This is a genomic window from Alistipes indistinctus YIT 12060 (genome assembly GCF_025144995.1).
Taxonomy (GTDB): Bacteria; Bacteroidota; Bacteroidia; order Bacteroidales; family Rikenellaceae; genus Alistipes_A; species Alistipes_A indistinctus.
The window spans coordinates 753,342-778,665 of record NZ_CP102250.1 but is presented as its reverse complement, the minus strand read 5'-3'; the positions used below and the strand labels follow the sequence as shown (position 1 = coordinate 778,665).

20 protein-coding genes are annotated in these 25,324 nt (G+C 54.6%); 12 read left to right on the top strand and 8 right to left on the bottom strand.

The window, feature by feature from the left end; all coding sequences use genetic code 11:
* Window positions 1-178 precede the first annotated feature (178 nt).
* Entirely contained in the window at window positions 179-2,617 is a 2,439-nt protein-coding gene (locus tag NQ495_RS03520) for a polysaccharide lyase 8 family protein (protein WP_009134339.1), read from the bottom strand.
* A gap of 157 nt (window positions 2,618-2,774) precedes the next feature.
* Between NQ495_RS03520 and NQ495_RS03515 the strand changes: the two genes are divergently transcribed.
* From NQ495_RS03515 to NQ495_RS03505, 3 genes are all read left to right on the top strand, one after another.
* Window positions 2,775-3,731: an aldo/keto reductase gene (locus NQ495_RS03515; RefSeq protein ID WP_009134340.1), complete on the top strand. Its 957-nt coding sequence runs from the start codon at window positions 2,775-2,777 to the stop codon at window positions 3,729-3,731.
* Between the two features lie 152 nt (window positions 3,732-3,883).
* Complete coding sequence (locus tag NQ495_RS03510; protein ID WP_050808004.1) at window positions 3,884-5,056, top strand: uroporphyrinogen decarboxylase family protein; 1,173 nt, start codon at window positions 3,884-3,886, stop codon at window positions 5,054-5,056.
* Window positions 5,057-5,080: 24 nt separating this feature from the next.
* Window positions 5,081-6,493 carry an MFS transporter gene (locus NQ495_RS03505; protein WP_009134342.1) on the top strand — a complete coding sequence of 471 codons (1,413 nt, stop codon included), beginning with the start codon at window positions 5,081-5,083 and terminating at the stop codon, window positions 6,491-6,493.
* A gap of 91 nt (window positions 6,494-6,584) precedes the next feature.
* Here the strand turns inward: NQ495_RS03505 and NQ495_RS03500 are convergent, their stop codons facing one another.
* The 5 genes from NQ495_RS03500 to NQ495_RS03480 form a co-directional block, all read right to left on the bottom strand.
* Window positions 6,585-7,127: a hypothetical protein gene (locus NQ495_RS03500; protein ID WP_009134343.1), complete on the bottom strand. Its 543-nt coding sequence runs from the start codon at window positions 7,125-7,127 to the stop codon at window positions 6,585-6,587.
* Between the two features lie 232 nt (window positions 7,128-7,359).
* Window positions 7,360-7,563 carry a hypothetical protein gene (locus tag NQ495_RS03495; RefSeq protein WP_009134344.1) on the bottom strand — a complete coding sequence of 68 codons (204 nt, stop codon included), beginning with the start codon at window positions 7,561-7,563 and terminating at the stop codon, window positions 7,360-7,362.
* Window positions 7,564-7,665: 102 nt separating this feature from the next.
* Window positions 7,666-9,072 carry an aldo/keto reductase gene (locus tag NQ495_RS03490; RefSeq protein ID WP_040294539.1) on the bottom strand — a complete coding sequence of 469 codons (1,407 nt, stop codon included), beginning with the start codon at window positions 9,070-9,072 and terminating at the stop codon, window positions 7,666-7,668.
* 11 nt (window positions 9,073-9,083) lie between these two features.
* Window positions 9,084-10,736, bottom strand: coding sequence for a 4Fe-4S binding protein (locus tag NQ495_RS03485; protein WP_009134346.1), 1,653 nt, complete (start codon window positions 10,734-10,736; stop codon window positions 9,084-9,086).
* 226 nt (window positions 10,737-10,962) lie between these two features.
* Complete coding sequence (locus tag NQ495_RS03480) at window positions 10,963-11,526, bottom strand: flavodoxin (protein WP_009134347.1); 564 nt, start codon at window positions 11,524-11,526, stop codon at window positions 10,963-10,965.
* Window positions 11,527-11,834: 308 nt separating this feature from the next.
* Here NQ495_RS03480 and NQ495_RS03475 point away from each other — a divergent pair, with 308 nt between their 5' ends.
* Complete coding sequence (locus NQ495_RS03475) at window positions 11,835-12,731, top strand: helix-turn-helix domain-containing protein (RefSeq protein ID WP_009134348.1); 897 nt, start codon at window positions 11,835-11,837, stop codon at window positions 12,729-12,731.
* 162 nt (window positions 12,732-12,893) lie between these two features.
* Here NQ495_RS03475 and NQ495_RS03470 read toward each other — a convergent pair whose 3' ends face one another.
* Window positions 12,894-14,378, bottom strand: coding sequence for an amino acid permease (locus tag NQ495_RS03470; protein WP_009134349.1), 1,485 nt, complete (start codon window positions 14,376-14,378; stop codon window positions 12,894-12,896).
* A 160-nt stretch (window positions 14,379-14,538) separates the two neighbouring features.
* Here NQ495_RS03470 and NQ495_RS03465 point away from each other — a divergent pair, with 160 nt between their 5' ends.
* From NQ495_RS03465 to NQ495_RS03435, 7 genes are all read left to right on the top strand, one after another.
* Entirely contained in the window at window positions 14,539-15,306 is a 768-nt protein-coding gene (locus tag NQ495_RS03465) for an amidohydrolase (protein WP_009134350.1), read from the top strand.
* Entirely contained in the window at window positions 15,303-16,895 is a 1,593-nt protein-coding gene (locus NQ495_RS03460; protein WP_009134351.1) for a thiamine pyrophosphate-dependent enzyme, read from the top strand. Before NQ495_RS03465 ends, NQ495_RS03460 begins: the two co-directional genes overlap by 4 nt.
* A gap of 1 nt (window position 16,896) precedes the next feature.
* Complete coding sequence (locus tag NQ495_RS03455) at window positions 16,897-17,499, top strand: indolepyruvate oxidoreductase subunit beta (RefSeq protein ID WP_009134352.1); 603 nt, start codon at window positions 16,897-16,899, stop codon at window positions 17,497-17,499.
* Window positions 17,489-18,799 (top strand): aminotransferase class I/II-fold pyridoxal phosphate-dependent enzyme, encoded by a 1,311-nt coding sequence (locus NQ495_RS03450; protein ID WP_009134353.1) that lies wholly within the window; start codon window positions 17,489-17,491, stop codon window positions 18,797-18,799. The genes NQ495_RS03455 and NQ495_RS03450 overlap by 11 nt, the downstream gene beginning before the upstream one ends.
* A gap of 129 nt (window positions 18,800-18,928) precedes the next feature.
* Entirely contained in the window at window positions 18,929-20,230 is a 1,302-nt protein-coding gene (locus tag NQ495_RS03445) for a phenylacetate--CoA ligase family protein (RefSeq protein ID WP_009134354.1), read from the top strand.
* 45 nt (window positions 20,231-20,275) lie between these two features.
* On the top strand, window positions 20,276-20,701 hold the full coding sequence (locus NQ495_RS03440) for an ACT domain-containing protein (RefSeq protein ID WP_009134355.1): 426 nt from the start codon (window positions 20,276-20,278) through the stop codon (window positions 20,699-20,701).
* A 362-nt stretch (window positions 20,702-21,063) separates the two neighbouring features.
* Entirely contained in the window at window positions 21,064-22,263 is a 1,200-nt protein-coding gene (locus NQ495_RS03435) for a site-specific integrase (protein WP_009134356.1), read from the top strand.
* Between the two features lie 308 nt (window positions 22,264-22,571).
* Here the strand turns inward: NQ495_RS03435 and NQ495_RS03430 are convergent, their stop codons facing one another.
* Entirely contained in the window at window positions 22,572-23,492 is a 921-nt protein-coding gene (locus NQ495_RS03430; protein WP_009134358.1) for a helix-turn-helix domain-containing protein, read from the bottom strand.
* 526 nt (window positions 23,493-24,018) lie between these two features.
* Between NQ495_RS03430 and NQ495_RS03425 the strand changes: the two genes are divergently transcribed.
* The gene (locus NQ495_RS03425; protein ID WP_009134359.1) at window positions 24,019-25,314 is read left to right on the top strand and encodes an Mfa1 family fimbria major subunit; all 1,296 of its coding nucleotides are present in this window, start codon (window positions 24,019-24,021) and stop codon (window positions 25,312-25,314) included.
* Window positions 25,315-25,324: the final 10 nt, after the last annotated feature.

Sequence of the window (25,324 nt, the reverse complement as noted above, 5' to 3'; positions counted from 1 at the left end):
CGTTTGAAAAACCGATAGCTGTCCTGAACACCTGTACCCTTCGGCGGGAGTTCATCGGGACGTATCGGTTTCTCGCGGTAGCGAGATCAGAAAATCAGTTTTCTTTTCGGTCCCGATCCGTTGCAGTCTCGATGCCGTGAAAGATCATCGGGACCCAGGATCGGTGAATCCGAAAGCATTATTGAATCGAAGCGAACCGGATTTCGCGGGTAGCGCCCAACGCATCTTTGACGTCGGCCTCGAAACTCAGCGGTGACGTAGAGAGCACACGGATTTTCGGATTCTCTTCTACCGGTTTGCCGACTGCACGGTCGAGCGTGATGCGGATCTTCCCGGTGTTGAGCTGGGTCGGATCGGAAACGCCTATCGTCAATCCCTCTTCGTCTTCACGCATGGTGACCGAAGCCGGGGCATCGACGCTTACACCCGCGACCGGGTTTGCGGACGGCTGCCAGAAGTTGAGGCCCGTCACGGCGGCGTTTTTGAAATGTACGGCCTGTACCTGCGGCGTATTGGCGAGGATCTCCGCATCCGGAGCGGCCGAATAGGCGGCCGTCTGGGCAGCGCTGCGATTCGGCAGCAGGATGTAGGCATAGGCGGCATCCGAAGGGTTGCGCCCGTGGTCGAACCAGAGCGAGAAATACTCGCGCGTGATGGGGGTGGAGTCTTTTACCATCGTGTTGATCTGCATCCACGTTCCGGTGCGTTCTTCGCGCTGGGCGCAGAGATTTGCCTCGCCGGGAAAACAGTAGCCTACCGAGGTCGCTTCGTCCATGCCTTCGAAGTGTGCCCACGGGGTGGGGCGGTTGCGTTTCTCGGTCCCGGGAGCGAGCTCTTCGGCCGGAACGGTGCCCGCTTTCCCGGTTTGCCCGCTTACCGCCGTTCCCGCTTTACCCAGTATGATGCGATAGGCTGCACCGGGATTCATCTTGCGGTTCTCGGCGATGGTTTCGATCGTGCGGTTATCCCGGCTGTTGATGCCGGCTCCCAGTGCAACGATCTGGTCGCCGCACATGAACCACGATTTTTTGGCTTCGAGCGAGCTTTCGTAACCGTTGAGCCACATGCCCTCGCTGGCGTAGAGGTCTAGGATCGAACTGCCGCCTACCCAATGCTGAGGGCTTTTGTAGCCGTCGGCGTAGAGCAGTCCCGGTGCCAGCGGGAGTGTTTCGGCTTTGCGCGGGCGGGTGTCCACCGTGGTGCCGGCCATGCGGTAGGGATTGACCGTCGCCCAAAAGCTTTCGCTGTACTGCCGTAGGTCGTTGTCGTACAGGTAGGTCATGCCGTCGCCGATGTACCAACCTTTGAGGTTTTCTCCGTTGATCGTTTCGTAGTTTTCAATGCGGGCGGAAGACATGGCCAGTCCCACGGCAAATTGCGGAGTGGTGTGTACGGCCCGGTCCATCGCGGCAAAAAGTTTGTGCCGGGTAGGTGTCGGGAGAGGACGGACGGTCGTGTCGGCCATCATCTTCCGGTACTCCCCGATCAGGTAGAATGGAATGTCGTCGATCATGTCGCGCTGGCTGTCTGCCAGGGCATGTCCTTTGACAAGACTTTGCAGGTAGGCTTTCTCGGTCGGTGTCGAGAGCTGCGACAGCCGGAAAAGCTGCTGCATGATGCTGTGTCCCGTACCGCGGTCGCCGGCCCCGGGGCGGGACATTTCGCGGCCGCGCACCATGTCCATGAAGGCCCCCCGGTAGAGGAGCGGCTCATAGGCATTGCGTACCCAGCCATAGAGCATCTCCATCTGTGCCTGGGGGATCTCCCATTGCGAACCGTGCACGATTTCGATCATGTTGACCAGGTTTTCGAGCAGCGAGCGCCCGTAGCCTCCGGTATAAGGATGCCACTGGTGCTGTACGAACGAACCGTCTTCGTAAAAGCCATCGCTCGTAGTGACTGTTTTGAATTCGGTTTCCAGCCCTTTGACGGCCATATCCAGTTTCGCCGGGTCCTGCGTGAGGAATCCGCGGGCGGCCATCGCGGCGCACTGCCATACTTTGTTGGCCCCGGTGGCCGCGCCTTCGTAGGTTACGTCGGGAGCGTAATGGTTCATCGCCGCTTCGTAGCGGGCCCGTTGTTCGGGCGTCAGGTCGTCATACAGCAGCGTCATGACGCGCGTGATGTTGAGCGGCGTGCCGATGACGAACATCCACCAGTTGTCGTAGAGCGGGATCGAAGGATTGTAGCGGTTGGCCTCCATCCAGTCCATGCCGTCGATGACGTCCCGTTTGAGCGAATCGTTGCCGTAGAATTCCGATCCGGGCGTCGATACGGCCAGGGCCATGTAATAAAGGCGGCTGTACGGGACCAGGGTGATGGTCGATATGCCTTCCACGTTGCAATCTTCCCAGAGCCATGTACGGTCCGGGGTTTTGTTCATCGATGTCCAGTACTCCTTCGTGAGTCCGTCCACGCGGTCGATGCGGTGGATCACCGCGCTGTCGTTCAGGTCGAGTCCGGGAGGACCGACCAGCGTTTCACGGAATGCCAGGCGCATTTGGTCGAAAGAGCGGGACTGGGATGAGCATCCTGTGCAGAAGAAGGCGGCACTAAGCAGTACCGCACAGGAAAAGAGGAGCAGTTTACTGTTCCGGGTGGTGGTTTTGCGGTTCATACAATCAGGTTAGAAAAATTAAGTGAGTAAAGATAGCTTTTTTTTGCGATTTTCTACTTCTTTTACACATCTGAGGGGGTTTTGTTTCCCCGATGGATTTTATATCTTTGTGTGAAAATTTCTCAATTGGCGTATAGATTTTCATAAATTCTTCCTTATGAGACGCATCGAAATTCCTTCGGCCGAACTGCAAGTCAGCAGTTATTGCCTTGGAACCATGTATTTCGGCAGCAAGGTGCCGGTGGATACTTCGCTCACGCTGTTGGATGCCTATGCCGACCGGGGCGGTAATTTCCTCGATTCGGCTAACAAGTATGCCTCGTGGATCGAAGGATTCAGCGGCGGCGAAAGCGAACGGGTGATCGGTCGGTGGCTGAAGGACCGTCCGCGTGACCGCTTCGTGGTTACTTCGAAAGTGGGCTTCCCCTACGGGGACGTGCCGCGCAGTCTGCGCGCAGACGTGATCGTATCCGAATGCGAAAAGAGCCTGCGGAGGTTGGGCACCGATTACATCGATATCTACTTTGCGCACGCTGAAGATGCCGGTACCCCGGTCGAAGAGACGCTCCGTGCATTCGACAAGCTGATCCGTGACGGTAAAGTCCGCTGCATCGGGGCCAGCAACCACCAGGCGTGGCGGCTGGCCGAAGCTGAATTGATGGCGCGTGCTGCCGGATTGCCGCATTATGTAGTATTGCAGCAGCGTTTTTCATATCTACAGCCCGTTGTGGGTGCGGATTTCGGCACACAATTGCCGCTGACACCCGAACAAACCGATTTTTGTGCGCGTCATGGGGTGTTGCTGATGGCCTACTCCCCGTTGTTGGGCGGCTTGTACGAGAAGCCGGAGATACCCGTTCCGGTTCAATACCGCAGCGAACACAGCGATAAATTGCTGGAATTGCTGCGCCGCCGGGCTGCTGAATGGGGGTATACGCCCTCGCAGCTCGTGTTGGGATGGATGCTCGCTCTTTCACCCTGTGTGGTGCCGGAAGTGACGGCCAGCCGACTGGAGCACCTCGAAGCGAACCTTCGTGAGGTGGATCCTGCCCATGCCGCTGTTTTTGCCGAAGAGGTCGCCTCTGTCGACAGTTTTACGGTCAAATACAGTTGATCCGTCCGGCACCTCAATGGATCGGGATAGCAGGAACTGCGGCATACGGCGTTTTTTAGCCTGGAATAAACGGTTCAGGCGGGAAATGACGCATGGAAAATAGGCCGATAAACCTATAAATACATATTCAATAAAAACCTAAACCAACCACCATGATGAACAGCAGAGAACGCATGATCAAGGCGCTCAACCACCAGGAGCCCGACCGTGTGCCGTATGACCTGGCGGGAACCACGGTCACCGGAATTTGCAAGGGAGCTTTTCTCAATGCGATGAAAGAACGCGGTCTTTCGACCGAATATGACGCCAAGGAGGTCGATCCCATTTCGCAGATCGTTACCCCTGTGGAAGAGACGCTTGTAAAACTCAAGTCGGATACGCGTCGGATCGGCGCCCGCCGGGTAATCGATTACGAAAAGATACGCACCAAGGAAGGAAGCGTCTGGTCGCTCGTAGACCACTGGGATTGCCTTTGGAAGCTCGATGAAACCAAGGATTTTTATTATAACCAATTTACCCATCCGCTCGAACAGTACGATTCGATTACCGAAGGGCTCAAGCATTGGCATGTGCCTGATTGGGCCGATTATGTGGATCGTATGAAGGCGGATATCGCCGAGCAGGCGCCTTTCCTGGGCGATTATTGCGGCATTGCCGACCGCAACTGTGCGGGCCTGACCGAAATGTCGCTGCGCATCCGCGGTTACGAAAAATGGTATATGGATCTGCTGCTCGATCCGGAAGGTGCCGAGGAGTTACTCGAGCAGATCACCCAACACAAGATCGACTACTGGAACTCGTTGTTCGACTGGATCCAGGAGCAGGGTCTCGAAGATAAGATACAGGTGATGTCCGAATGCGACGATTTGGGAACGCAGCGCTCGACGCTCATCGCCCCCGACGACCTGCGCCGGCTGGTGATTCCGCGTTTTAAACGTATCTGGGCCAACAACAAGAAGCGGATGCCCCATGCGAAGAATTTTATGCACACATGCGGTTCTGTGCGTCCCATCCTTCCCGATTTGATCGAAGCGGGTCTCGATATTTACAATCCGGTACAGTTTACGGCCAAGGACATGGACCTCAAAGAGCTGAAGCAGGAATTCGGCAAGGACCTGGTCTTCTGGGGCGGCGGTATCGACACCCAGTCGACGCTGTGCAAAGGTACGCCCGACGAGGTGCGTGACGAAGTGAAGCGTATTCTCGATATCATGGCTCCGGGCGGCGGGTTTGTGTTCGCTCCGGTGCACAACATTCAGGATGATGTGTCGGGAGCCAACTTCTGGGCGATGTGGGATACGCTGATGGAGTACGGAAAATACTAACCGGGCTAAACAACTCCATTGAATATGAAAACCACCACTAACCTGCTGAACCGCGTGGGCGAATCGGTAGGGCGTTACCGTTGGGTAATCTGCTCGCTGCTCTTCTTCGCCACGACCATCAACTACCTCGACCGGGCCGTTATCGGCCTGCTCAAAGAGACCCTCACCGCCGATCTGCACTGGACCGAGAGCGATTACGGCAATATCATCGTCTGTTTCCAATTGGCCTATGCGCTGAGTTTGCTGTTTGTAGGCCGCGTGATCGACTGGGTCGGGACGAAGTTGGGCTACGGCCTCTCTTTAGCCGTCTGGAGCATGGCTGCCGTACTGCACGGTTTTGCTACCGGAACCGCAGGCTTTGCAATTGCCCGGGCTCTGCTGGGTGTCGGCGAATCGGGCAACTTCCCGGCAGCTAATAAAACGGTGGCCGAATGGTTCCCGCAGAAGGAACGGGCACTGGCCACCGGACTTTATAATTCGGGCGCGATGATCGGCGCGATCGTGGCACCGCTGTTGGTCCCCTGGATCGCCATTCATTGGGGGTGGCAATGGGCATTCATCCTGACCGGCGCCGTCGGTTTCGTCTGGCTGATTTTTTGGGCTCTTCTCTATCATGATCCGGCCAGTCACAAACGGTTGAGCCGTGCCGAATACGATTATATCCGCACGGGCCTGACACCTGCCGAGCTGGCTGCGCGGGCAGTGACTGGCGCGGCTGCGCCGGTTACGGCTGAAACCGCTGCCGCGGATGCTGAGGCCGCAGACGAAGGGAGTGCACAGGAGAATAAACAACATGTGACTTGGGGGCAGTTACTGCGCCGCAGGCAAACCTGGGCCTTCGTCGTGGGTAAGTTCATGACCGATCCTGTCTGGTGGTTCTTTCTCTTTTGGCTGCCGGCGTTTTTGGAGGCGCAATACGGTCTCAAGGGTATGCAGGTGTCGTTGCCGCTGATCGTCGTTTATGCACTGTCGAGCATCGGCAGCATCGGCGGCGGTTGGCTTCCCAAGCTGTTTATCGACCGGGGAATGGGGGCTGGGCGCGCCCGCAAGCGTTCCATGTTGCTTTACGCCCTGTTGCCGCTGCTGGTTCTTTTCGCACAGGCGGCCGGCGATGTGAATATGTGGTATGCGATTCTGATTATCAGCATTGCCTGCGCGGCACACTGTGCATTTGCCGCGAACCTGTTTGCGACCGTATCCGACATGTTTCCCAAGCGCGCTGTGGCTACCGTAACCGGTATCGGCGGCATGGGCGGGGCCGTGGGCGGCATCCTGATCGCGAAGCTGGCAGGCGGGTTGTTCGACCATTACAAAGCGCTCGGCGATATCACCGTGGGTTACGGAATCATGTTCATCATTTGCGCCACGGCTTATATCATCAGTTGGGGTGTTATGCAATGGCTTGCACCCAATTTCCGCCGGGTGGAGAAGCTATAGGTTGTCCGGATGGATAAATAACAAGAAGGGCGCAGACTTTTCTGCGCCCTTCTTTGGCTATACTGACTGCGCCTACCGGCTTTGATAATATTTATTGTTCCGGTACATTGAATACGCTTCTTGCGGGACATGAATCGCATCCTCCGTTACCTCCGCCTCCGGGAGGATTAGTGCCGCCACCGCTGTCGCCGCCACCGGAGCCGGATGAACCTGTATTTATGCCAGTGACGGTCCAGGCAAAGGAATAGTTTCCATTACTCCGAATGTTGACACTGTTTGCATCCATATAACTCTCGGGAGTCAAATGGATTAAAGCGTTTTCGGATAACGAAGCTTCAGCTATGATAACTTGAGATGTGACATATTGCCATGTGGACGTGTTAAAAATGGGCGGAGATTCTGCTCCCGGCCAGATATAGACATTGTAAAGAGTGATGGCCACCCGGGTCAGTTCGTATCGGTCCCATTCCGGGATGTAAAAATTCAGCGTGTTTCCAAAACTCATAAATTGGATATTCAGATGTGCCTGTGTAGCCTTCGTGGCCAGATTCGCCTTTTGTCGGACTACGTTGTCTTCTTTCGTGCAACCCGCCAGAAAAGCCAGGCAGGCAGCGATGAGCAATAGTCTTTTCATGGATTCGAGTGTTTTGAGGATAATGATTGGTGATTACAATATAATATACAATTCTGTATTGCAAAACACTTTGAGACAAGATGATGCAAATAAATATTTTTAAAATTTCGATCCGATGAATGTGCTCTACGCGAAAAAAATACGGGCATTCCTTCTGGAATGCCCGTCGTAACTGGCTTTTTGTTAGGTGTCGGGCTATTGAATATTTTAAAAAAGCCGGATACACTGTTTTTTATCCGCGGCTCTCCATGCTGTTGATGTCGGGATTGACGGTCACCACGTCCTGTTCGAGCTGGGTTTGGGTGACTTCGTGGCTTTTGTGGATTTTCTCCTTGCCGAGGTCGTTCAGCGTGAGTTGCGTCTTGACTTTCGGATGGCAGGGGCCGGCGATGGATTTTCCTGCGGCGGGAGTGTTAGCATGTTCATTTCGTTTCATGGCATGTCGTATTTAGGAATGTTTTAATTTATACTACGGCAAGATTCATACCATGGAGAGAAAGACTTGCATACTCGTCGGACTTTATCGGATGTCGGTAGGTTATAGCGTGCCCTGTTTGAGTCGTTCGACGAAGTCGTCGATGCGGTGCAGTTCTTGCGGGATATCGATGCTCTGCGGACAGTGCGGCGTGCATTGGCCGCAGCCGATGCAATGGCTGGCCTGCCGCAGGCGCGGCGCACTGCGGTCGTAACCGATCAGGAATGCCCGGCGCGCCTTGCGGTAATTTCCATCCTGCCGGCTGTGGGGAATGTTCCCCTCGTTGATGCAGCGGTTGTAGTGCAGCAGGATGGCCGGGATATCTATTCCGTAAGGGCACGGCATGCAGTATTGGCAGTCGTTGCACGGAATGGTGGGATATTCGAGCATCATCCGGGCGGTCTCCTCGAGCAGTGCGAACTCCTCTTCGGAGCATGGTTCCAGCGGGGAGTAGGTGCGGATGTTGTCCTGCAGGTGTTCCATATAGGTCATGCCGCTCAGGGCGGTCAGCACGCCGGGAAACGAGCCCGCGAAACGGAAAGCCCACGACGCGACGCTTTGGTCCGGGCGGCGTGTTTTGAGTCGGCTTACCAGATGGTCGTTCAGTCGCGTCAGGCGTCCCCCCAGCAGCGGTTCCATGATGACCACCGGAATATTCCGTTTCTCCAGTTCGCCGTACAGGTATTCGGCGTTGACGTTGCGTCCTTGCGCATGCCGCCAGTCGGCGTAGTTCATCTGGATCTGCACGAAATCCCACGGGATGTCGAGCGAAAGCATGTAGTCGAACACCCGGACATCGCCGTGGAACGACCAGCCCAGGTTACGTACGCGCCCCGCTTCGCGTTCGCGGAGCAGGAAATCCATCATGCCGTTGTCGAAATAACGGGCCCGCACCAGCGGAATCCCCGTGCCGCCGCCGACCGAGTGGAGCAGGTAGTAGTCGAAATAGTCCGTTTGCAACTCTTCGAGCGAACGGCGGTACATGGCCAGCGAATTTTCACGCGTGTAATTCGAAAAATTCGAGAGCTTCGTCGCCAGGAAATATTTGTCGCGGGGATGACGGCTCAGTGCAATGCCGGTCGACCGTTCCGAAAGTCCCTGCACATAGACCGGCGATGTGTCGAAATAGTTTACGCCGTGTCCGATGGCATAATCGACCAGCTCGTTCACCGTTTCCTGGTCCACTTCGTCGCCTTTGCCGTCGCTGCGCGGCCGGGTCGGCCAGCGCATGCAGCCGTAGCCCAGCAGCGATACCCGGTCGCCGGTGTGCGGATTGGTCCGGTAGGTCATCTTGTCTGTGGGAACTTCTCCGGGGGCTGCTGCGGTACCTTCGCGGTGTTTCGGTCCGCATCCGGCCAACGCAGCGACCGTACCGGCGATTGCGGAGGCCCCCGCCAGGCGGGCGGACCCGTCTCCCAACGCTTTGAGGAATGCCCTGCGATTCATGCGTTTGCTGTCTTTCGTCTCCATCGTTCGTTCGCTTAGATAATTCTGTGCCGGCGGTGCCCTTCGACATAGATCGCGCTGAAAGGCCGTGCCGGGCATAGGTTTTCACAGGCTCCGCAGCCGATACACTTTTCTTCGTTGACGGCCGGGATTTTCGGCGAATCGGACATCTCCGGATCGGAAGGCACCATCAGGATCGCTCCCGTCGGACAGTGGCGTGCGCAATTGCCGCAGTCCACCCCGTCGCGCAGCGGCACGCAGTTCTCCCTGATCCAGACTGCATGCCCGATCTGAATGGCGGATTTGTCGGCCGGGGTGATTTCATGGATTGCTCCGGCGGGACATACTTCCGCGCATTTGGTGCATTCGGGGCGGCAATATCCGCGTTCGTAGGACATTTCGGGCTGCATCAGGGTCGCCAGCGCCGATGAAGGGCGCAGGACCCCGTTCGGGCAGACCGCCACGCAGAGCTGGCAACCCGTACAATGCCGCGCCATGTGCCACAGGCCTCGGGCCCCGGCGGGAACGAGCGGTGTGGTGCGGTTCGGAATTTTTTTCTCCTCGATAGCAGCCAGACCGCCGTCGACCTTCATCTCCTGCGCCCGTACGAACGATCCTGCGGTCAGCATCGCCGTCAGTGACAGAAAATTGCGCCGGGAAATGCCGGGAGCCGAAGTTTCGTTTGAAGATAACCCTTCCCGCACTTGGGCATCTTGGCTAGCCGGTCGGGATTGGGTTTGCACGGTTGCATCCCTTGTTCTTCCGGTTTCCGGTGGTATCGGGGAGGATGTTGTATCCGTTTCCGCTTGGATCTGTTTTTTTGCTGGTTGTTGTGGCGGCTCGACAGGGTGGGCGCGGAACGGCGCGTTGCCGGTGCGCAATCGGTAATGGATGGCCTGTTGGCGGCATTTCCCGATGCAATCCATGCAGGCAACACAACGGCTCAGGTCGATGCGGTGCGCTTTCGGGTCGATACACGACGCTTTGCAGTTGCGTGCGCACAGGCCGCAGCCGTTGCATTTGCAGGTGTCGATGACCGGAGCCAGCAGAGAAAAACGTGAGAAGAGTCCCAATACCGTCCCCACCGGGCAAATCGTGTTGCAGTAGGTACGACCGTTATGCCATGCTACTACTGCTAAAATAATGAATGTTCCGGCCGCTACGGCCAGCGTGGCGATTCCCTTCATCCATACGTCGGCCCTGTAAAACGCATAGCTGCCGGCCCGTTCGGCCAGGTAGGCGAGCAGATTGTTGCCCCAGAGGTACAGCGGTGCGATGAGATTCGAGACAATGCGCCCGTAAGCGCTGTAGGGTGCCAGCAGTGCGACGAAAGAGCCGATTCCGGCCACGGCGGCTGCGATGAAAAGCGCGAGCACACCGTACCGCAACCACGAGAGGGCCGGTGAGTAGCGGAACCGGTTTTTCGTTCGTTTTCCCGCGATCCACGAAACCGCATCCTGCATCACGCCCAGCGGGCAGATCACCGAACAGTAGACGCGTCCGAACAGCAACGTGAGTACGATCAGTGCTGCAACCACGCCGAAGTTCAGGGCAAGCAGTGCGGGCAGGAACTGTATTTTTGCCAGAAATCCGAACCATGCGTGGAGCGTTCCCGTGAAGTCGAGGAACAGCAGCGTGATCAACATACAACAGACGGCAGCAGCCGTGATTCTTATTTTTCGCAGCATAGGTTTATCCGGTTGCAGGAGTCAAAAAAGTAAACGTAGCGTTCATAACAACGAATGTATATATTGTTTGTCTGAAACCGGGCACAATCATCCGTGCAAGACCTTGGTGCTTCCGGCTGTGAATGTCCGTGCTGTTTGGCCCGTAAATGCGGGAATGTCCCGTGTACCCCGCTTGTTATAGTACTCTTGTTATCGTGTCGGTGTCCTCTTGGCAATATAATAAAATTTATTCGATCACTCCGATTCTTCGCAACCATTTGGCCACTTCCGGAGCGGCCTCTTGCACGCTGCCGCCCCGGACAGGCAATCCCGGAAGCAAAGTCGCGCCTGCACACAGTTTTTTGATATCGGCTTCGCTGTGCCCCATGCGGCTGCCTTCGTGCGTCATGAACGGGGCGATGGTCTTACCCGAGAGGTCGTACGAAGAGAGGAAAGTCGCGACCGGCGGCGCGATCGTGTACCACCAACAGGGTGATCCGACGAAAATGATGTCGTATTTTCCGAGGTTTTCGGGTTTTGATTTCAGGGCCGGTTTGAAGCCGGAGTTCACCTCTTTCTTCGCCTGGTCGACTACCGCCTGGTAGTTAGTGGGGTAGGCCGCGGCAGGTTCTATCTCGAAAATATCCGCTCCCGTCGCTTCCCGGATCTGTTCGGCTACGGTACGGGTGTTGCCGCTGTGTGAAAAGTAGGCAACCAACATTTTTTTAGGGGCCTTCGCCGTCTGGGCATTCAGGCCGTCGTGTGTAATCATCATTGCGGTAAGTGCGGTTAAAATGATTTTTGTTTTCATGATTGCGTTTTAGTTTCGTGTATTTGTCCGCTGTTGCGTCGGGGCGGTCTCCGGGCGTCATTGCGGAAGGCTGTACTCTCCCCGGGGCGATGATGGATTACATCCGGGGCGGCAGGCTCCCTGTTTTCGTACTTCATTTTCCGGTTGTAGTGCTCCTGGTTCTGTTGATGCAGCAAAATTACGGTATGCTTACAGCCGGTTTTGTAGACGCATTACAGGGTTTTTTACCATGATTACCGATTTCGCATCCGCAACGATGCAGGCGCGGTGAAAAACATTAAATTTGTACGAAACCAAATCCGAAAGCTATGGATAAGATCATACACATCGAAAATATTTTTCAGTATAACGAACGCGTGGGCGTCGAAACCCTGCATCCGCTGGTCAGCGTGATCGACATGTCGCAGGCCCGTCGGTTGTCGCACCAGCGCCAGACCTACGGATTTTATACCGTATTCCTGAAAGAGGTCAAGTGCGGCGATATGATCTACGGGCGCGAGTATTACGACTATCAGGAAGGTACGATCGTTTGCCTCGCTCCGGGTCAGGTCATCGGTTTCGAGGATAACGGAGAGGTGTTCCAGCCCAAAGGATGGGCCCTGCTGTTCCATCCCGACCTGATCCGCGGGACTTCGCTGGGACGCAATATGAAAAATTACACCTTTTTCTCGTATGAGGTGAATGAGGCGCTGCACCTTTCGGAGCAGGAGCGGCAGGTCGTCGTGGATTGCCTGCGGCGGATCCGGCACGAGTTACAACATGGGGTCGACCGTCACAGCAAGACGATTATCGCGATGAATATCGAGTTGCTGCTCGATTACTGCGTGCGTTTCTACGAACGGCAGTTCATTACGCGCAACGAAGTGAACCGCGATATTCTGGTGCGTTTCGAAAACGTGCTCGACGAATACTTCGTTTCGGACCGGCCCCAGCAGATCGGATTGCCGTCGGTGGGATACTGTGCCGGGAAATTGCATCTTTCGCCCAACTATTTCGGTGACCTGATTAAAAAAGAGACGGGCCGGACGGCACAGGAACATATCCAGATGAAGCTGATCGACCTGGCCAAGGAACGGGTGTTCGACACGGGCAAGTCGATCAGCGAGATTGCCTACGAACTCGGGTTCAAATATCCGCAGCATTTCACGCGGCTGTTTAAAAGGATTGTCGGCCAGACCCCGAATCAGTACAGGATGATGAACTGACCGGAATAATGCCATAAATCGGTGCGGTTTTTCGGAGGATTCAGGCCATAATCCGGATTTGCGACTACTTGACTACGCTATTGGCTGCGGGATATCCGGTAACATGAATAAAGCCATGCAGATCCAACAGACCGGCATGGCTTTGTCGTTGTCTATCCGTAACTACTGGATTGGTGTGTTTTGCTGTTGCTGTTGCTGTTGCTGTTGCTGTCGTCGGTCGCGGCGTCCCATTACCACGCTGATGATGATCGGGATGGCCAGGAATATGACCGTCCCGGTGGCGACCAGTGCCGTATAGAGCGTCGGACTGCCTACAGGTAACTGTGACGGCGGGAAAAATGTCACGGTGAAAGCGAACAGCACGGCCAGGAAGCCGCCCCCGCCGATGATCCACATCCCGGCGTTGCCACCCGGTACACGGTAGCTGCGGGGCAGTTGGGGTTGCGTATAGCGTAGGCGGATGCCGGCAGCATACATCAGCATATACATAATCAGGTAGAGGCCGATGGTCAGAGCGCTCAGCAGGAAGAAAGCCACGCTCACGTCTTTCATCACGATGTAGAGCGACGAGAGTACGGTAACGATACAACCCTGGATGAGCAGGATGTTGATCTGACTGCCGTTTTTATTGGTCTTTTTCATAAAATCGGGCAGTTGACCCTCTTTAGCCGTCCAGAGCAGGCCGCGGCTGGGACCCGAGATCCATGACATTACGCTTGCCAGCGCGCCGAATGCGATCAGCAGGCTCAGGACATTGGTCAGCCAACCGACATGGTAATGCTTGAATGCGATGTCGAACGTGGTGAACAACCCCGACTGGAGATTAATCTGGTTGTAAGGCGTGATAATGGCTACGGCCAGCGAACCCAGCGTGAACAGCCCGAACGAGATGAAAGCGGCTATGAACATGGCGCGCGGGAACTGTTTTTGCGGTTGTTTCAGTTCGGGGGCATGGACCGCATGAACTTCGACGCCGGCGAAAAGCAGCAGGATTCCCGCCAGGAAAGCGATGTCGTTCATGCCCGTGATGTGCGGGAAAAGGCGGGGATGGGCGTGTCCTGCGCTGGCGTTAACGACCTGCGAAACCTTTTCCGGAATGTGCTGGAAGGCGATTTCGTTACCGCCCAATACCCAGATCAAGGCCAGTGCGATGATGACCACGCCGGGCAGTACGGTTCCGATGATAAAGCCCTTGCTCGTGATTCCGGAGACGGTCGATGTGCCCTTGAGCGTCACCCATGTGGCGAACCAGTACATAATGATCGAGAAGAGTCCGACGAAAACGCCGTTTTGCGCAAGGTCGGGTACCCCGATCATGTACGCGATGGATGCGGCGGCAAATCCCAGGACGGTGGGGTACCACACCACGTTCTGAATCCACTGGAGGAAGATGGCCGTAAAGCCCAGATGCGGGTTGAAAGCCTCTTTCACCCAGGAGTAGACGCCTCCGCCTCGGGAGGCGAATGCGCTGCCCAGTTCGGCTCCGACCAGTGCGGCGGGAATGAGGAACAGAAAGGTCGCGAAGAAAATGTAGAAGAACATCGTAAGCTCTTCCTGGGCCATCATCGGCAGCCCGCGCAGGCTGATCACGGCCGCTGCCGTCATCAGCGCGAGCTGCATGGTCGTAATGTTTTTACTTTTAGCCATTGTCGCGGGGTTTTGGGAAATTTACTTCTGATCTCTAACAGTTTTCGTGCCGTAAAACCAAGTGCAGGTTACCGATCCGTCGTATCTTGAAAATTCAACAAGTTGTTATATTCAGAATATTGAGTAACTTTATTGACTCAAAATCGTGTTAATAACCCGTATGAAGATATCTTTGCTCCAAACCGATATCCGCTGGAAAGACCCTCGGGCCAACCGCCGCCGGGCCGAAGAATTGATTTCGGACCTTCCGGCGGCCGACCTGATCGTGCTTCCCGAGATGTTCACGACCGGTTTTTGTACCGATCCAACCGAAACGGCCGAACCTGCCGATAGCGAGACTCTTGCCTGGATGCGCTCCGTGGCGGCCGCGAGGAACGCGGCCGTGGGCGGTAGTGTCGCTACCGAGGCCGACGGCCGCTACTACAACCGGTTTTATTTTGTCAAGCCCGACGGCAGTTACGCCACTTACGACAAACGGCATCTGTTCTCCTTCGCCGGGGAAGACAAGCGCTATACCGCCGGTACGGAACGTGTCGTTGTGGAGCATTGCGGGTTCCGCATCCTGTTGCAGGTGTGTTATGACCTGCGTTTTCCGGTTTTCGCCCGCAACCGGGGCGATTACGACATGATTCTTTATGTCGCCAACTGGCCGACGGTGCGTATTTCGGCGTGGAATGCACTGTTGAGGGCCCGTGCCGTCGAGAACCAATGCTATGTCGCGGGAGTCAACCGCACGGGTGACGATCCGGCCTTGGCCTATGACGGTTCGAGTGCGCTGATCGGTTTTCTGGGCGAAACCGTCGCGGCCGCGACTCCCGGTCGTGAAGAGGCCGTTCAGGGTGAAGCCGACCTGAAGGCCTTGGAAGCGTTCCGGGCTAAATTTCCGGCCCTTCGGGATGCCGATGCTTTTACTTTAATCGAATCATGAAAGATAAACTGTTGATATTGGGCGACCAGGCCGTGGCGCTGGGCGCCCTGCATGCAGGGATTTCGGGCGTGTACGCCTATCCCGGCACACCTTCCACCGAAATCACCGAATACATCCAAAGTTCTCCCCTGGGCCGGGGCCGGGGAGTATATTGCGATTGGTGCACGAACGAAAAGACGGCTATGGAAGCCGCTCTGGGGGTCTCCTTCATCGGTAAGCGCGCTTTGGTCTGCATGAAGCATGTGGGTCTGAACGTGGCGGCAGACGCCTTCGTCAATTCGGCCATGACCGGAACCCATGGCGGGTTGGTCGTGCTGGTGGCCGACGACCCGTCGATGCACTCCTCGCAGAACGAACAGGACTCCCGTTTCTACGGCAAATTCGCCATGGTCCCCATTTTCGAACCTTCGTCCCAGCAGGAGGCTTACGATATGGTACGCGATGCTTTCGATCTGTCGGAACGCGTGAAACTTCCGGTTTTGATGCGGCTGACTACCCGTATGGCCCATTCCCGCGCCGTAGTGGTTCCTGCCGTTCCCCGGGATGAGAACCCGCTCTCTTTCCCCGAAGACCGTGCCCGTTGGGTGCTGTTGCCGGTCAATGCCCGCCGCCGTTATAACGAATTGCTGGCTGTTCAGGCCGATTTGCAGCGGCTTTCAGGCGCATCGCCTTACAACAGCTACCGGCCGGGCGACCGCCGGGGAGTGGTCGCCTGCGGTATTGCTTACAATTACCTGATGGAGAATTATCCGGAAGGTTGCGGACGGACGGTGTTGAAAATTTCGCAATATCCACTGCCGGTGGAGACGCTTCGCCGCATGGTGGCCGAATGCGATGAAATTTTGGTGCTCGAGGACGGCCAGCCGTTCGTCGAAGAGCAACTGCGCGGGTTGCTGGACGAGAGCGGCAAGATCAAAGGCCGCATGAGCGGCGAGTTGCCCCGTGCGGGCGAGTTGACCCCGGACAATGTACGTGCGGCTTTGGGATTGCCGGCCGCTCCTGTGGCCGATGCCTGTGCGCGTGTGGTTCCCCGGCCGCCCGCGTTGTGTGCCGGTTGCGGCCACCGCGACGTGTACGAGATGCTTAACGAAGTGGCTAAGGAGTATGAAAATAGCAAGATATTCAGTGATATCGGTTGCTATACCCTCGGAGCCCTGCCGCCTTTCCGGGCGATTGACTCTTGTGTGGACATGGGGGCTTCGATCACGATGGCCAAAGGGGCTGCCGACGGCGGACTGTTTCCCTCCATTGCCGTGATCGGGGATTCGACTTTCACGCATTCGGGCATTACGGGCCTGCTGGATGCCGTGAATTCACGGGCTAACATTACCGTGGTGATTTCGGACAACCTGACTACGGCCATGACCGGCGGTCAGGACTCGGCCGGCACCGGGAAGCTGGAAGCCATTTGCCTGGGCGTGGGCGTCGAGAAGGAGCATGTGCGCGTGGTGGTACCCATGGCTAAAAACTACGACGAAATCCGCAACGTGTTGCGCGAGGAGATCGAATACCCGGGCGTATCGGTCATCATACCCCGGCGCGAATGCATCCAGACCCTGAAAAGAAATCTTAAGAAATCGAAAGCATAACATGAAACTGGATATTATCCTTTCCGGCGTCGGGGGACAGGGCATCCTCTCCATCGCCGCCATCATCGGGGAAGCCGCCCTGCGTAAGGGACTGCATGTCAAGCAGGCCGAAGTGCACGGCATGAGCCAGCGCGGGGGCGACGTGCAGTCGAACTTGCGGCTGAGTTCCTCGCCGATCCATTCCGACCTGATTCCCAAGGGTAAAGCCGGCGCCATTCTCGCGTTGGAGCCGATGGAAGCGCTCCGCTACCTGCCTTATCTTTCGGACGGGGGGTGGATCGTGACCAATGCCGCCCCGTTCGTCAATATTCCCAATTACCCCGACCATACGGCTCTGCTCGATGCGTTGCGCACGCAGCCCCGGGTGATCCTGATCGACGCCGATGCGTTGGCAAAAGAGAATTCGGTTCCCCGGGCCGTGAATATGGTGTTGCTCGGGGCTGCTTCGGTCGTGCTGGGGTTCGATGCGGAGCTGTTGGAAGCTGTTGTGGCGGATTTTTTCGCTTCAAAAGGAGATCGGATCGTAGAGATGAACCGGTTGGCTTTCCGGGTGGGACGGGAAGCTGGCGAGCACCAGGTAAATTCGGCGGCTCATGCAAAATAGGGTATACAGCCAAGAACTCGTCGACCGGGTGGTCGACGAGTTGAAAATCACCGATCTGGAGCAAGCGACGATCGGGCAGGTCGTGTTGTTGGCTTCTCGCCTGGAGGAGCTGACGGGCATCCCGTTTATCCGGATGGACCAGGGCGTGCCGGGTTTGGAACCGTGCAGGATCGGTACCGAAGCCGAGAAACAGGCGCTCGATACTTGGATTCCGGCCATTTATCCGGCGGCCGAAGGCATTCCGGAGCTTAAAACGGAGGCGTCCCGTTTTGTGAAAGCTTTTCTGGATGTCGATATTTCGGCGGCGGCCTGTGTCCCGGTAACCGGGTCGGTGGCCGGGTCGTTCGGATCGTTCATCGCCTGTACCCAGTGTGATCCGGGGAAGAATACCGTTCTTTTCATCGATCCCGGTTTTCCCATTCAAAAGTCGCAGCTCAAAGTACTCGGTATTCCGCATGTGCAGTTCGACGTACACGATTTCCGGGGCGAGAAACTGCGGGCGAAGTTGGAAAGTTATCTCGAAAAGGGGAATATCGCCGGGATTATCTATTCGAATCCCAATAACCCGGCTTGGATTTCGCTGACGGAAAGTGAACTGCAGGTGTTGGGCGAACTGGCTACCCGGTATGGTGCCGTCGTGTTGGAAGACCTCGCTTATTTCGGCATGGACTTCCGCAGCGACTTCGGCCGTCCGTTTGAACCGCCTTATATTCCTACGGCCGCACGCTATACCGACAATTACATCCTGATGCTTTCCTCTTCGAAGATATTCAGCTATGCCGGCCAGCGCGCGGCTATGCTCTGTATCTCCGACAGCCTGTTCGGGCGCCGTTTCCCGGCTTTGGCCGAAAGGTATGCCGGGGCGGGAATTTTCGGACCGACGCTCATCGGGTCGATCCTTTATATGATTACCTCGGGCATCACGCACTCGACCCAATTCGGCTACGCTGCCATGTTGCGGGCCGCAACCGAGGGCCGGTTCGATTTCGTGAAGGAGACTTCGGAGTACGCCCGCCGTTCCCGCAGGATGAAAGACCTTTTCGAGAAACACGGCTTTCATGTCGTTTATGACAAGGATATCGACCGGGCGATCTCGGACGGGTTCTTCTTTACGATCGGATACGGCGGGATGCCTTGCGGCGAGCTGATGCGCGAACTGCTTTATTACGGGATCAGTTCGATTTCGCTCTCCACCACCGGCAGCGAGCAACAGGGTATCCGGGCCTGTTGTTCGCGCATGAGTGAAGATTTGTACGGAGTGCTGGACGACCGCCTGCGGGCATTCCGCCTGGATCATTAACCGTTGCGAATGGTTGTTGTAAGGGGTCTTTGAAAAAACTGAAGGCCCGCCGGAATAATGCGGAGCGCAGGCAAACTGCACCGTAAACATCCGGAATAGATTGAAATAAGTTGGAAATAACCTGAAACCATGATCTGGAACCAACCCAAAGAGTGTATGGGACGCGAGCAGATGCGCGCCCTCCAGGGAGAACGCCTGCATAAGCTCGTCGAGAGAGTCTATCACAATACGCCGTTTTACCGCCGCAAAATGCAGGAGATGGACGTGACGCCGGACGATATCCGGACGGTGGACGATGTCGTCAAGCTGCCGTTTACCACCAAGCAGGACCTTCGGGATAACTATCCGTACGGGCTTTTCGCCGTTCCGATGTCGCAGATCGTGCGCCTGCACGCCTCTTCGGGTACGACGGGCTCTCCCACCGTGGTAGGCTATACCCGCCGCGATTTGGCCATCTGGTCGGAGATGATCGCCCGCTGCCTGAGCGCTTTCGGGACCGACTGTAACGACATCTTTTCGGTGGCGTACGGTTACGGTCTGTTTACCGGCGGATTGGGGTTGCACTATGGGGTGGAGCACCTGGGGGCGACCGTCATTCCGATGTCGAGCGGCAATACGGCGAAGCACATCAAGCTGATACACGATTTCGGAGCGACCGCTATCACCTGCACTCCCTCATACGCCCTTTACCTGGCCGAAGCGATGGCCCAGGCCGGGATTCCCCGGGAGGAGTTCCGCCTGAAAACCGGTATCTTCGGGGCCGAACCGTGGACCGAGAACATGCGCCGCGAGATCGAAACCAAAATGGGAGTAAATGCGTACAATATTTACGGACTAAGCGAAGTCATGGGGCCGGGGGTGTCGCACGAATGCGCCTGCAAGAACGGGTCGCACATTATAGAAGATCATTTTTTGCCCGAGATCATCTCGCCCGATACGCTGGAACCGCTGCCGTACGGCGAGCAGGGGGAGCTGGTTTTCACGACGCTGACCAAAGAGGGGATGCCGTTGCTGCGCTACCGGACCAAAGACCTCTGTTCGCTGACCGATGAACCGTGCCCGTGCGGACGTACCAACGTGCGTATGAGCCGCATCGTAGGCCGCAGCGACGATATGCTCATAATACGGGGTGTCAACATCTTCCCGTCCCAGGTCGAGAGTGTCATCCTCGAAATGGAAGAGTTCGAGCCGCATTACCTGCTGGTGGTTGACCGCGTACAGAATCTCGACAGCCTCGAAGTACAGGTCGAGGTTCGCGACGGCTTTTATTCGGACGAGGTCAGCAAGATGATCGGGCTCAGGCAGCGGCTCGCTGCCCGGTTGCACAGCGTATTGGGCTTGAAAGCCGATATCAAGCTGGTAGAGCCTTCGAGCATCGAACGCAGCGAAGGGAAAGCGCGCCGGGTGATCGACAAACGGATCCTGCACTGATGCCCGGTCTGAACCATTACAGTCAATCGCAAATACCGCAGAACTATGAAAATCAAACAGCTTTCCGTATTCGTCGAAAACAAAACCGGACGGATCAACGAAGTGACCCAAATACTGGGAAGCAACGGTGTGAATATGACGGCATTCAGTCTGGCCGACAGCGGTGAATTCGGCATCCTGCGTATGATCGTATCGGATGTGGGACGGGCCGTTAGTGCGCTCAAGGAAGCGCGTTTCGGGATCAGTGTGACCGAAGTTGTCTGTTTTTGCTGTCCCAATGAACCGGGAGCGCTTTCAATCGTACTCGACTGCCTGGCCCGAGAGGATGTGTTTATCGAGTATATGTACGCTTTTTCCGACGGGGATACGGCCCGGGTGGTCATCCGGCCGACCGACCTCGACCGCTGTATCGAGATCCTGACCCGTTGTAAATGTAATTTGTTGAACCGGGATAATCTGTCCCAGAAATAGGGATAGCAGGCTTCTTGCCGGCTGAAATTTGCGGGCCGAAGTTAATCCTGTTCGAAAGTTGGGTTTATCGGACTTGGGTGTTCAGATGTCCGACTCAAGGCTGAAACGGGACAGCAATAAAAACGGAAGGAGGTTACGAGGAATATCGTAACCTCCTTCCGTTTTTATTGTTCAGCGTTCCCTCTTATTATTTATTGCAGGGAGTGGATACGGGGTAACGGAAAAACATCTGGAGATCGGGGAGAATTAAAGCGCGACATGAATGTGGTGTGGGATGAGTACCATGAAGTTGTGGGAAAGTAAATCAAACCATGTACTATAGGGAAATAATTTTCGTATAAGATTGCGTATAGGATTCAAGTATGGCGAGTATAAAATTGTTATTGAATAAGGACCAGATTCACAAAGACGGAACTTTCCCGCTGGTGTTCCAGATCATCCATCGGCGCAAAAAAAAACTTATATATACACCTTATAGAATATTTGCGGATGAGTTCGACACGGTGAATCATAAGGTTTGTTATGTGTCCGATACCCGGCGTTCACTCCGGGAGATCAGGAGCATTAACCGCAACCTCGGGAAACAGTATCGTAATATTCAGTCGCACATCGATGCGCTCGAAAGGCGGCAAACCGATTATACGGTAGGGGATATTCTTTCTCATTACAAAGTCGAGCATAATCCGCTCAGCCTGCTCCATTATATGGATACCCAGATCCGGCTGAAACAGAATATGGGCAAAGACGGTACGGCGGCTGCATACCGGAGCACCCGTTCATCGGTTGCGACGTTCATCGGCCAGCGGCAGGTTACCCTCAATCAGCTCGACACAACATTTCTGCGGGGGTACGAACAGTTTCTCCACCGCCGGGGCGTGACCGATAATACGGTCTGTTTCTATATGCGCAACCTTAAATCGATGTTTCATCAGGCGGTGCTTGACGGTTTGCGTCCTACGGAAGAGAACCCGTTCAAGCTTCTGCGGGTGAAACCGCGTGAGACGGTTAAACGTGCCATAGACCGGAATACGATACGGCGAATGGCTGAATTGGAACTTTCGCACAAACCCCATTTGGAGCTTGCACGGGATTTGTATTTATTTAGTTTCTTTTCCCGGGGCATGTCTTTCGTGGACATTGTTTTCCTGAAAAGGAGCCGCCAGGAGATCGATTACTACCGTAAAAAAACCAAACAGCGGTTACGCATCGGTCTTACTCCCCAATTGTCTGCGCTGATTAACAAATACGATAACAATACGGAATACGTTTTTCCGATCCTGAATCCCAACAGCCCCAAGCCACTTTATAAACAGTATCGTTTGGCACTGGAACGGGTCAACCGCAACCTGAAGCAGGTTGGGCGCATGCTTGGAATTGAGACCAAGCTGACGACCTATGTGGCGCGGCATAGCTGGGCTACCCAAGCCCGTCGGAGCGGTGCCCCGATGGCTGTGATCAGTGAGGGGCTCGGACATACCTCGGAGGAAACAACACGGATTTATCTGCAGAAATTTGATCAAAGTATCCTCGATAAGGTCAATGAACAGCTATCCGAGTTGTGATAATCGTGTTTTTTTTGAATTTTCCGCACGAAAAAACACGGTTAACGGAACAAAAAATAAAATTTATTCTTATATTTGTCTGAATGCGACTCTATTCTAAATAGAGCCGCATTTTTTTTGAAAGCTCCGAACCTGTCATCCTGTTCAATTTCTGTAGTACAAAGGTAGCTCGTTTTCATTTTACGATATACCATCAAAAGTATCTTTTCAATCATTTTTTGTGTCAGATTCGGTTGTTGACAGCCAATCCTTCATAAAAGAACAGAATTGAGGATCAGTGATATTCAGCGCAGCTCCGAATGATAAAATCAGTGCCGGTATGAGGAGGTACCCGTGTCTGCATGCTGACTGGCGATACTTCTGTACCGGTTCATCAGCTGTTTTGGTGTACAACCGAATTCCTTCCTGCAAAAATTGTGGAAACTCTCTTTGGAGGCATAACCGAATTTCTCGTACAGGTCATCGATACATATCTGCGGATTGACAACCATCCGAATAATCTCTTCCCGGCGGTGTTTCAGTATCCATTGATAAGCGGAGGCCCCAAACTCTTTTTTGAAGCGCCGATAAAAGACGGGCTTACTGACATTGGATAACTCGATGAGCTCTGCGATGGAACTTACTTTTTTGTAATTGTCATATATGAACTGCCTGAAATCCATTGATTTGCCGATGAGTTCATAAAACAGGTAAGTGATTTCTTCCTTGGTGTAAAACCATCTCAGGCAGAGAAAAAGCTCCTTGTGCTTGATTTCGTGCAGGTGTGCACAGTTGATCCCGTTTTGCAAGTAATAGATCAGCAGGTGAAAAAAATCAGTCAGCGGGTAACGGATCGGGGTAGCACGGAAATCGTATTTGATACTGGAACGGTAATTCGCATATGACTCAAACACCAGTTTGTCACATTCCCCGATCAGGCAGTCGAACGACATGACCACGATTTTCATGTCTTCTGTTACTTGCCCTACATAACTGGAACGCCGATGGATAAGTACCATTTCTCCCGCCGAAAATTTTTTCCCGAGAAAGCATCCGTAATCGATCGTACAGCTCCCTTCGAGGAAAACCAGCAATTGGTGGGATAGCCCTTGCTCAAGGCCGAACATGTTTCCCTTTTTTAGTTTTTTAAAGACAAATCCGGTTCTGATGTCGGCCAGGTAGCGGTTGCAGGTAAGGTGTTCTTTAAGATAAAGCAGATCATGTAGTTTTGGTTCCGTATTGCTGTGCATGGTTTATTTATTTGGGGGCCTTTACGCGAGTCGTCCGGTCGGATCTGTTTCAGTAATGTTTCAGGAAATGCGTCAGTTAATTCATTATTAACCAATGGTTAAGTGTAATTTTATAAATATTATCATATACATGTCTTTTAACTGAAACATATATCTGGATAATGTGTGCATATATTGTTGTATGTCAGTGTTATATATATTGTATTTATGTATGCGGCTCTATTTAGAATAGAGCCGTATTTTTTAAATAAGTATACGAACGGCATTGTAAGGCTGGAATCGGCAGACAAATTACAGAACGAACGATGGGTATGGCAGAAAAAATTTTACCGGATTATCGTAGACGGGATAACACTCCGTCTCTTTCCTGCATGTTTTTTATTCTGTTGCGGAACGGCCTTTCCATGTCGCCTTGTTATTCGGGATCGTCCCCTTCGGGGAGTGGCCGGGTACAGCAAATGGCATTCAACAACAAAAGAACGGTATTAATCTTATTATAAGAATGTTAAACTAAACGACAAGTCTCATGAGAAGAAAATTTGCATTTGGATGGATCGCGATGAGCGTCCTGGCTCTGGCCTCCTGTTCGAAGACCGACCCGGGCAAAACTCCGGGAGTCCCCGACGGAACCCCGACAACGGCACGCATCACCCTGTCGCAGACAGGACTGCAGAGTAAAGCGAATGATCCCAACGGTACTGCCGAAGAGGGGAAAGTTTCCAATGCTACGCTTTACGTATTCGCCAACAAAACGCTGGCTTCGGTCGTAACGTTCGATGCGAACACCGAAACCAAAACGTTCGCGACCACGACCGGTCCCAAACAGCTCTTCGCCTGCGTGAACATGAACGCCAAACTGGCGGGCCTGAATATCGCGCCGGGTATGGAGTTGTCCGTGTTCAAGAAAAAGATTCAGAAGGTAGAGTCCCTTCAGGAGTTCAAGGATAACGTGACGAAGGCCAACGAATTCTGGATGACCAACCTGGAAAACGACGCGCCGGTGGTTACCGTTGAAAAGGCTGTGGACCAGGATGTGACTAGTGGCTCGAAAAACAACTTCACGATCAAGGTGGGCCGCGTTTGCGCGAAGGTGGACCTTAGCCTGTCGGGCGCCGTGACCCAGGAGGGCGGTAAGTTGGAGGATATCTCCTACACGGTGTGCAACAACCCGAAGGAGATGTACCTGATGCCTGTTTATGCCGGTCCGAACTATGAACAACCCGACCTGCTGACCCCCAATTACGACAAGGAGTTTGCAACCGACGTCACCCCCGGAAAAGTAACTGCGGCCGACTATTTCCAGACCGACGCGATCCTGCTTTCCGCTTCTTCCCATATCTCTTACATGGCGGAAAACAGCAACAAACCGGTCTATATGTCCAAAGCGACCTATCTGGAGGTGAAAGGCACCTGGACCCCCAATGCAGACCAGATTCAGGGTGGTGGAACGATCAACAAAGGCACCACCTTCTACCGGATCGCCCTGACGGATGGCCAAAGCCATATTACCAGCTATAAGCCGGGAGTGTACGCAACCCAGCCGTCAGTGGGAGCAAATGAGAAGGTTGTTACATATACCAACGGCGTCTGCTACTACGGGATCTGGATCGCCGACAACAAGATCACCATCCCCAGCCTGAAATACACCGTGAAGCGTAATACCTATTTCAAGGTTTCCATCGACGATATCAGCGGCCCGGGAGCCGGTGAACCGGGAGACGTGACGCCCGACCCGAGCAAACCGGTCGAAGAGACCGTAAACATGAAGGCGACGATCGACGTGCAGCCCTGGACGGTGGTCGAACAGCACGCCGGTATTTAAGCGTAACGAT

Bases quoted from the DNA above. Each gene is read 5' to 3' on its own strand.
- NQ495_RS03455 (WP_009134352.1), top strand. From the start codon at position 16,897: ATGAAACTGGATATTATCCTTTCCGGCGTCGGGGGACAGGGCATCCTC.
- NQ495_RS03425 (WP_009134359.1), top strand. From the start codon at position 24,019: ATGAGAAGAAAATTTGCATTTGGATGGATCGCGATGAGCGTCCTGGCT.
- NQ495_RS03435 (WP_009134356.1), top strand. From the start codon at position 21,064: ATGGCGAGTATAAAATTGTTATTGAATAAGGACCAGATTCACAAAGAC.
- NQ495_RS03445 (WP_009134354.1), top strand. From the start codon at position 18,929: ATGATCTGGAACCAACCCAAAGAGTGTATGGGACGCGAGCAGATGCGC.
- NQ495_RS03495 (WP_009134344.1), bottom strand. From the start codon at position 7,563: ATGAAACGAAATGAACATGCTAACACTCCCGCCGCAGGAAAATCCATC.
- NQ495_RS03460 (WP_009134351.1), top strand. From the start codon at position 15,303: ATGAAAGATAAACTGTTGATATTGGGCGACCAGGCCGTGGCGCTGGGC.
- NQ495_RS03450 (WP_009134353.1), top strand. From the start codon at position 17,489: ATGCAAAATAGGGTATACAGCCAAGAACTCGTCGACCGGGTGGTCGAC.
- NQ495_RS03470 (WP_009134349.1), bottom strand. From the start codon at position 14,378: ATGGCTAAAAGTAAAAACATTACGACCATGCAGCTCGCGCTGATGACG.
- NQ495_RS03465 (WP_009134350.1), top strand. From the start codon at position 14,539: ATGAAGATATCTTTGCTCCAAACCGATATCCGCTGGAAAGACCCTCGG.
- NQ495_RS03485 (WP_009134346.1), bottom strand. From the start codon at position 10,736: ATGCTGCGAAAAATAAGAATCACGGCTGCTGCCGTCTGTTGTATGTTG.
- NQ495_RS03430 (WP_009134358.1), bottom strand. From the start codon at position 23,492: ATGCACAGCAATACGGAACCAAAACTACATGATCTGCTTTATCTTAAA.
- NQ495_RS03490 (WP_040294539.1), bottom strand. From the start codon at position 9,072: ATGGAGACGAAAGACAGCAAACGCATGAATCGCAGGGCATTCCTCAAA.
- NQ495_RS03515 (WP_009134340.1), top strand. From the start codon at position 2,775: ATGAGACGCATCGAAATTCCTTCGGCCGAACTGCAAGTCAGCAGTTAT.
- NQ495_RS03480 (WP_009134347.1), bottom strand. From the start codon at position 11,526: ATGAAAACAAAAATCATTTTAACCGCACTTACCGCAATGATGATTACA.
- NQ495_RS03510 (WP_050808004.1), top strand. From the start codon at position 3,884: ATGATGAACAGCAGAGAACGCATGATCAAGGCGCTCAACCACCAGGAG.
- NQ495_RS03475 (WP_009134348.1), top strand. From the start codon at position 11,835: ATGGATAAGATCATACACATCGAAAATATTTTTCAGTATAACGAACGC.
- NQ495_RS03520 (WP_009134339.1), bottom strand. From the start codon at position 2,617: ATGAACCGCAAAACCACCACCCGGAACAGTAAACTGCTCCTCTTTTCC.
- NQ495_RS03505 (WP_009134342.1), top strand. From the start codon at position 5,081: ATGAAAACCACCACTAACCTGCTGAACCGCGTGGGCGAATCGGTAGGG.
- NQ495_RS03440 (WP_009134355.1), top strand. From the start codon at position 20,276: ATGAAAATCAAACAGCTTTCCGTATTCGTCGAAAACAAAACCGGACGG.
- NQ495_RS03500 (WP_009134343.1), bottom strand. From the start codon at position 7,127: ATGAAAAGACTATTGCTCATCGCTGCCTGCCTGGCTTTTCTGGCGGGT.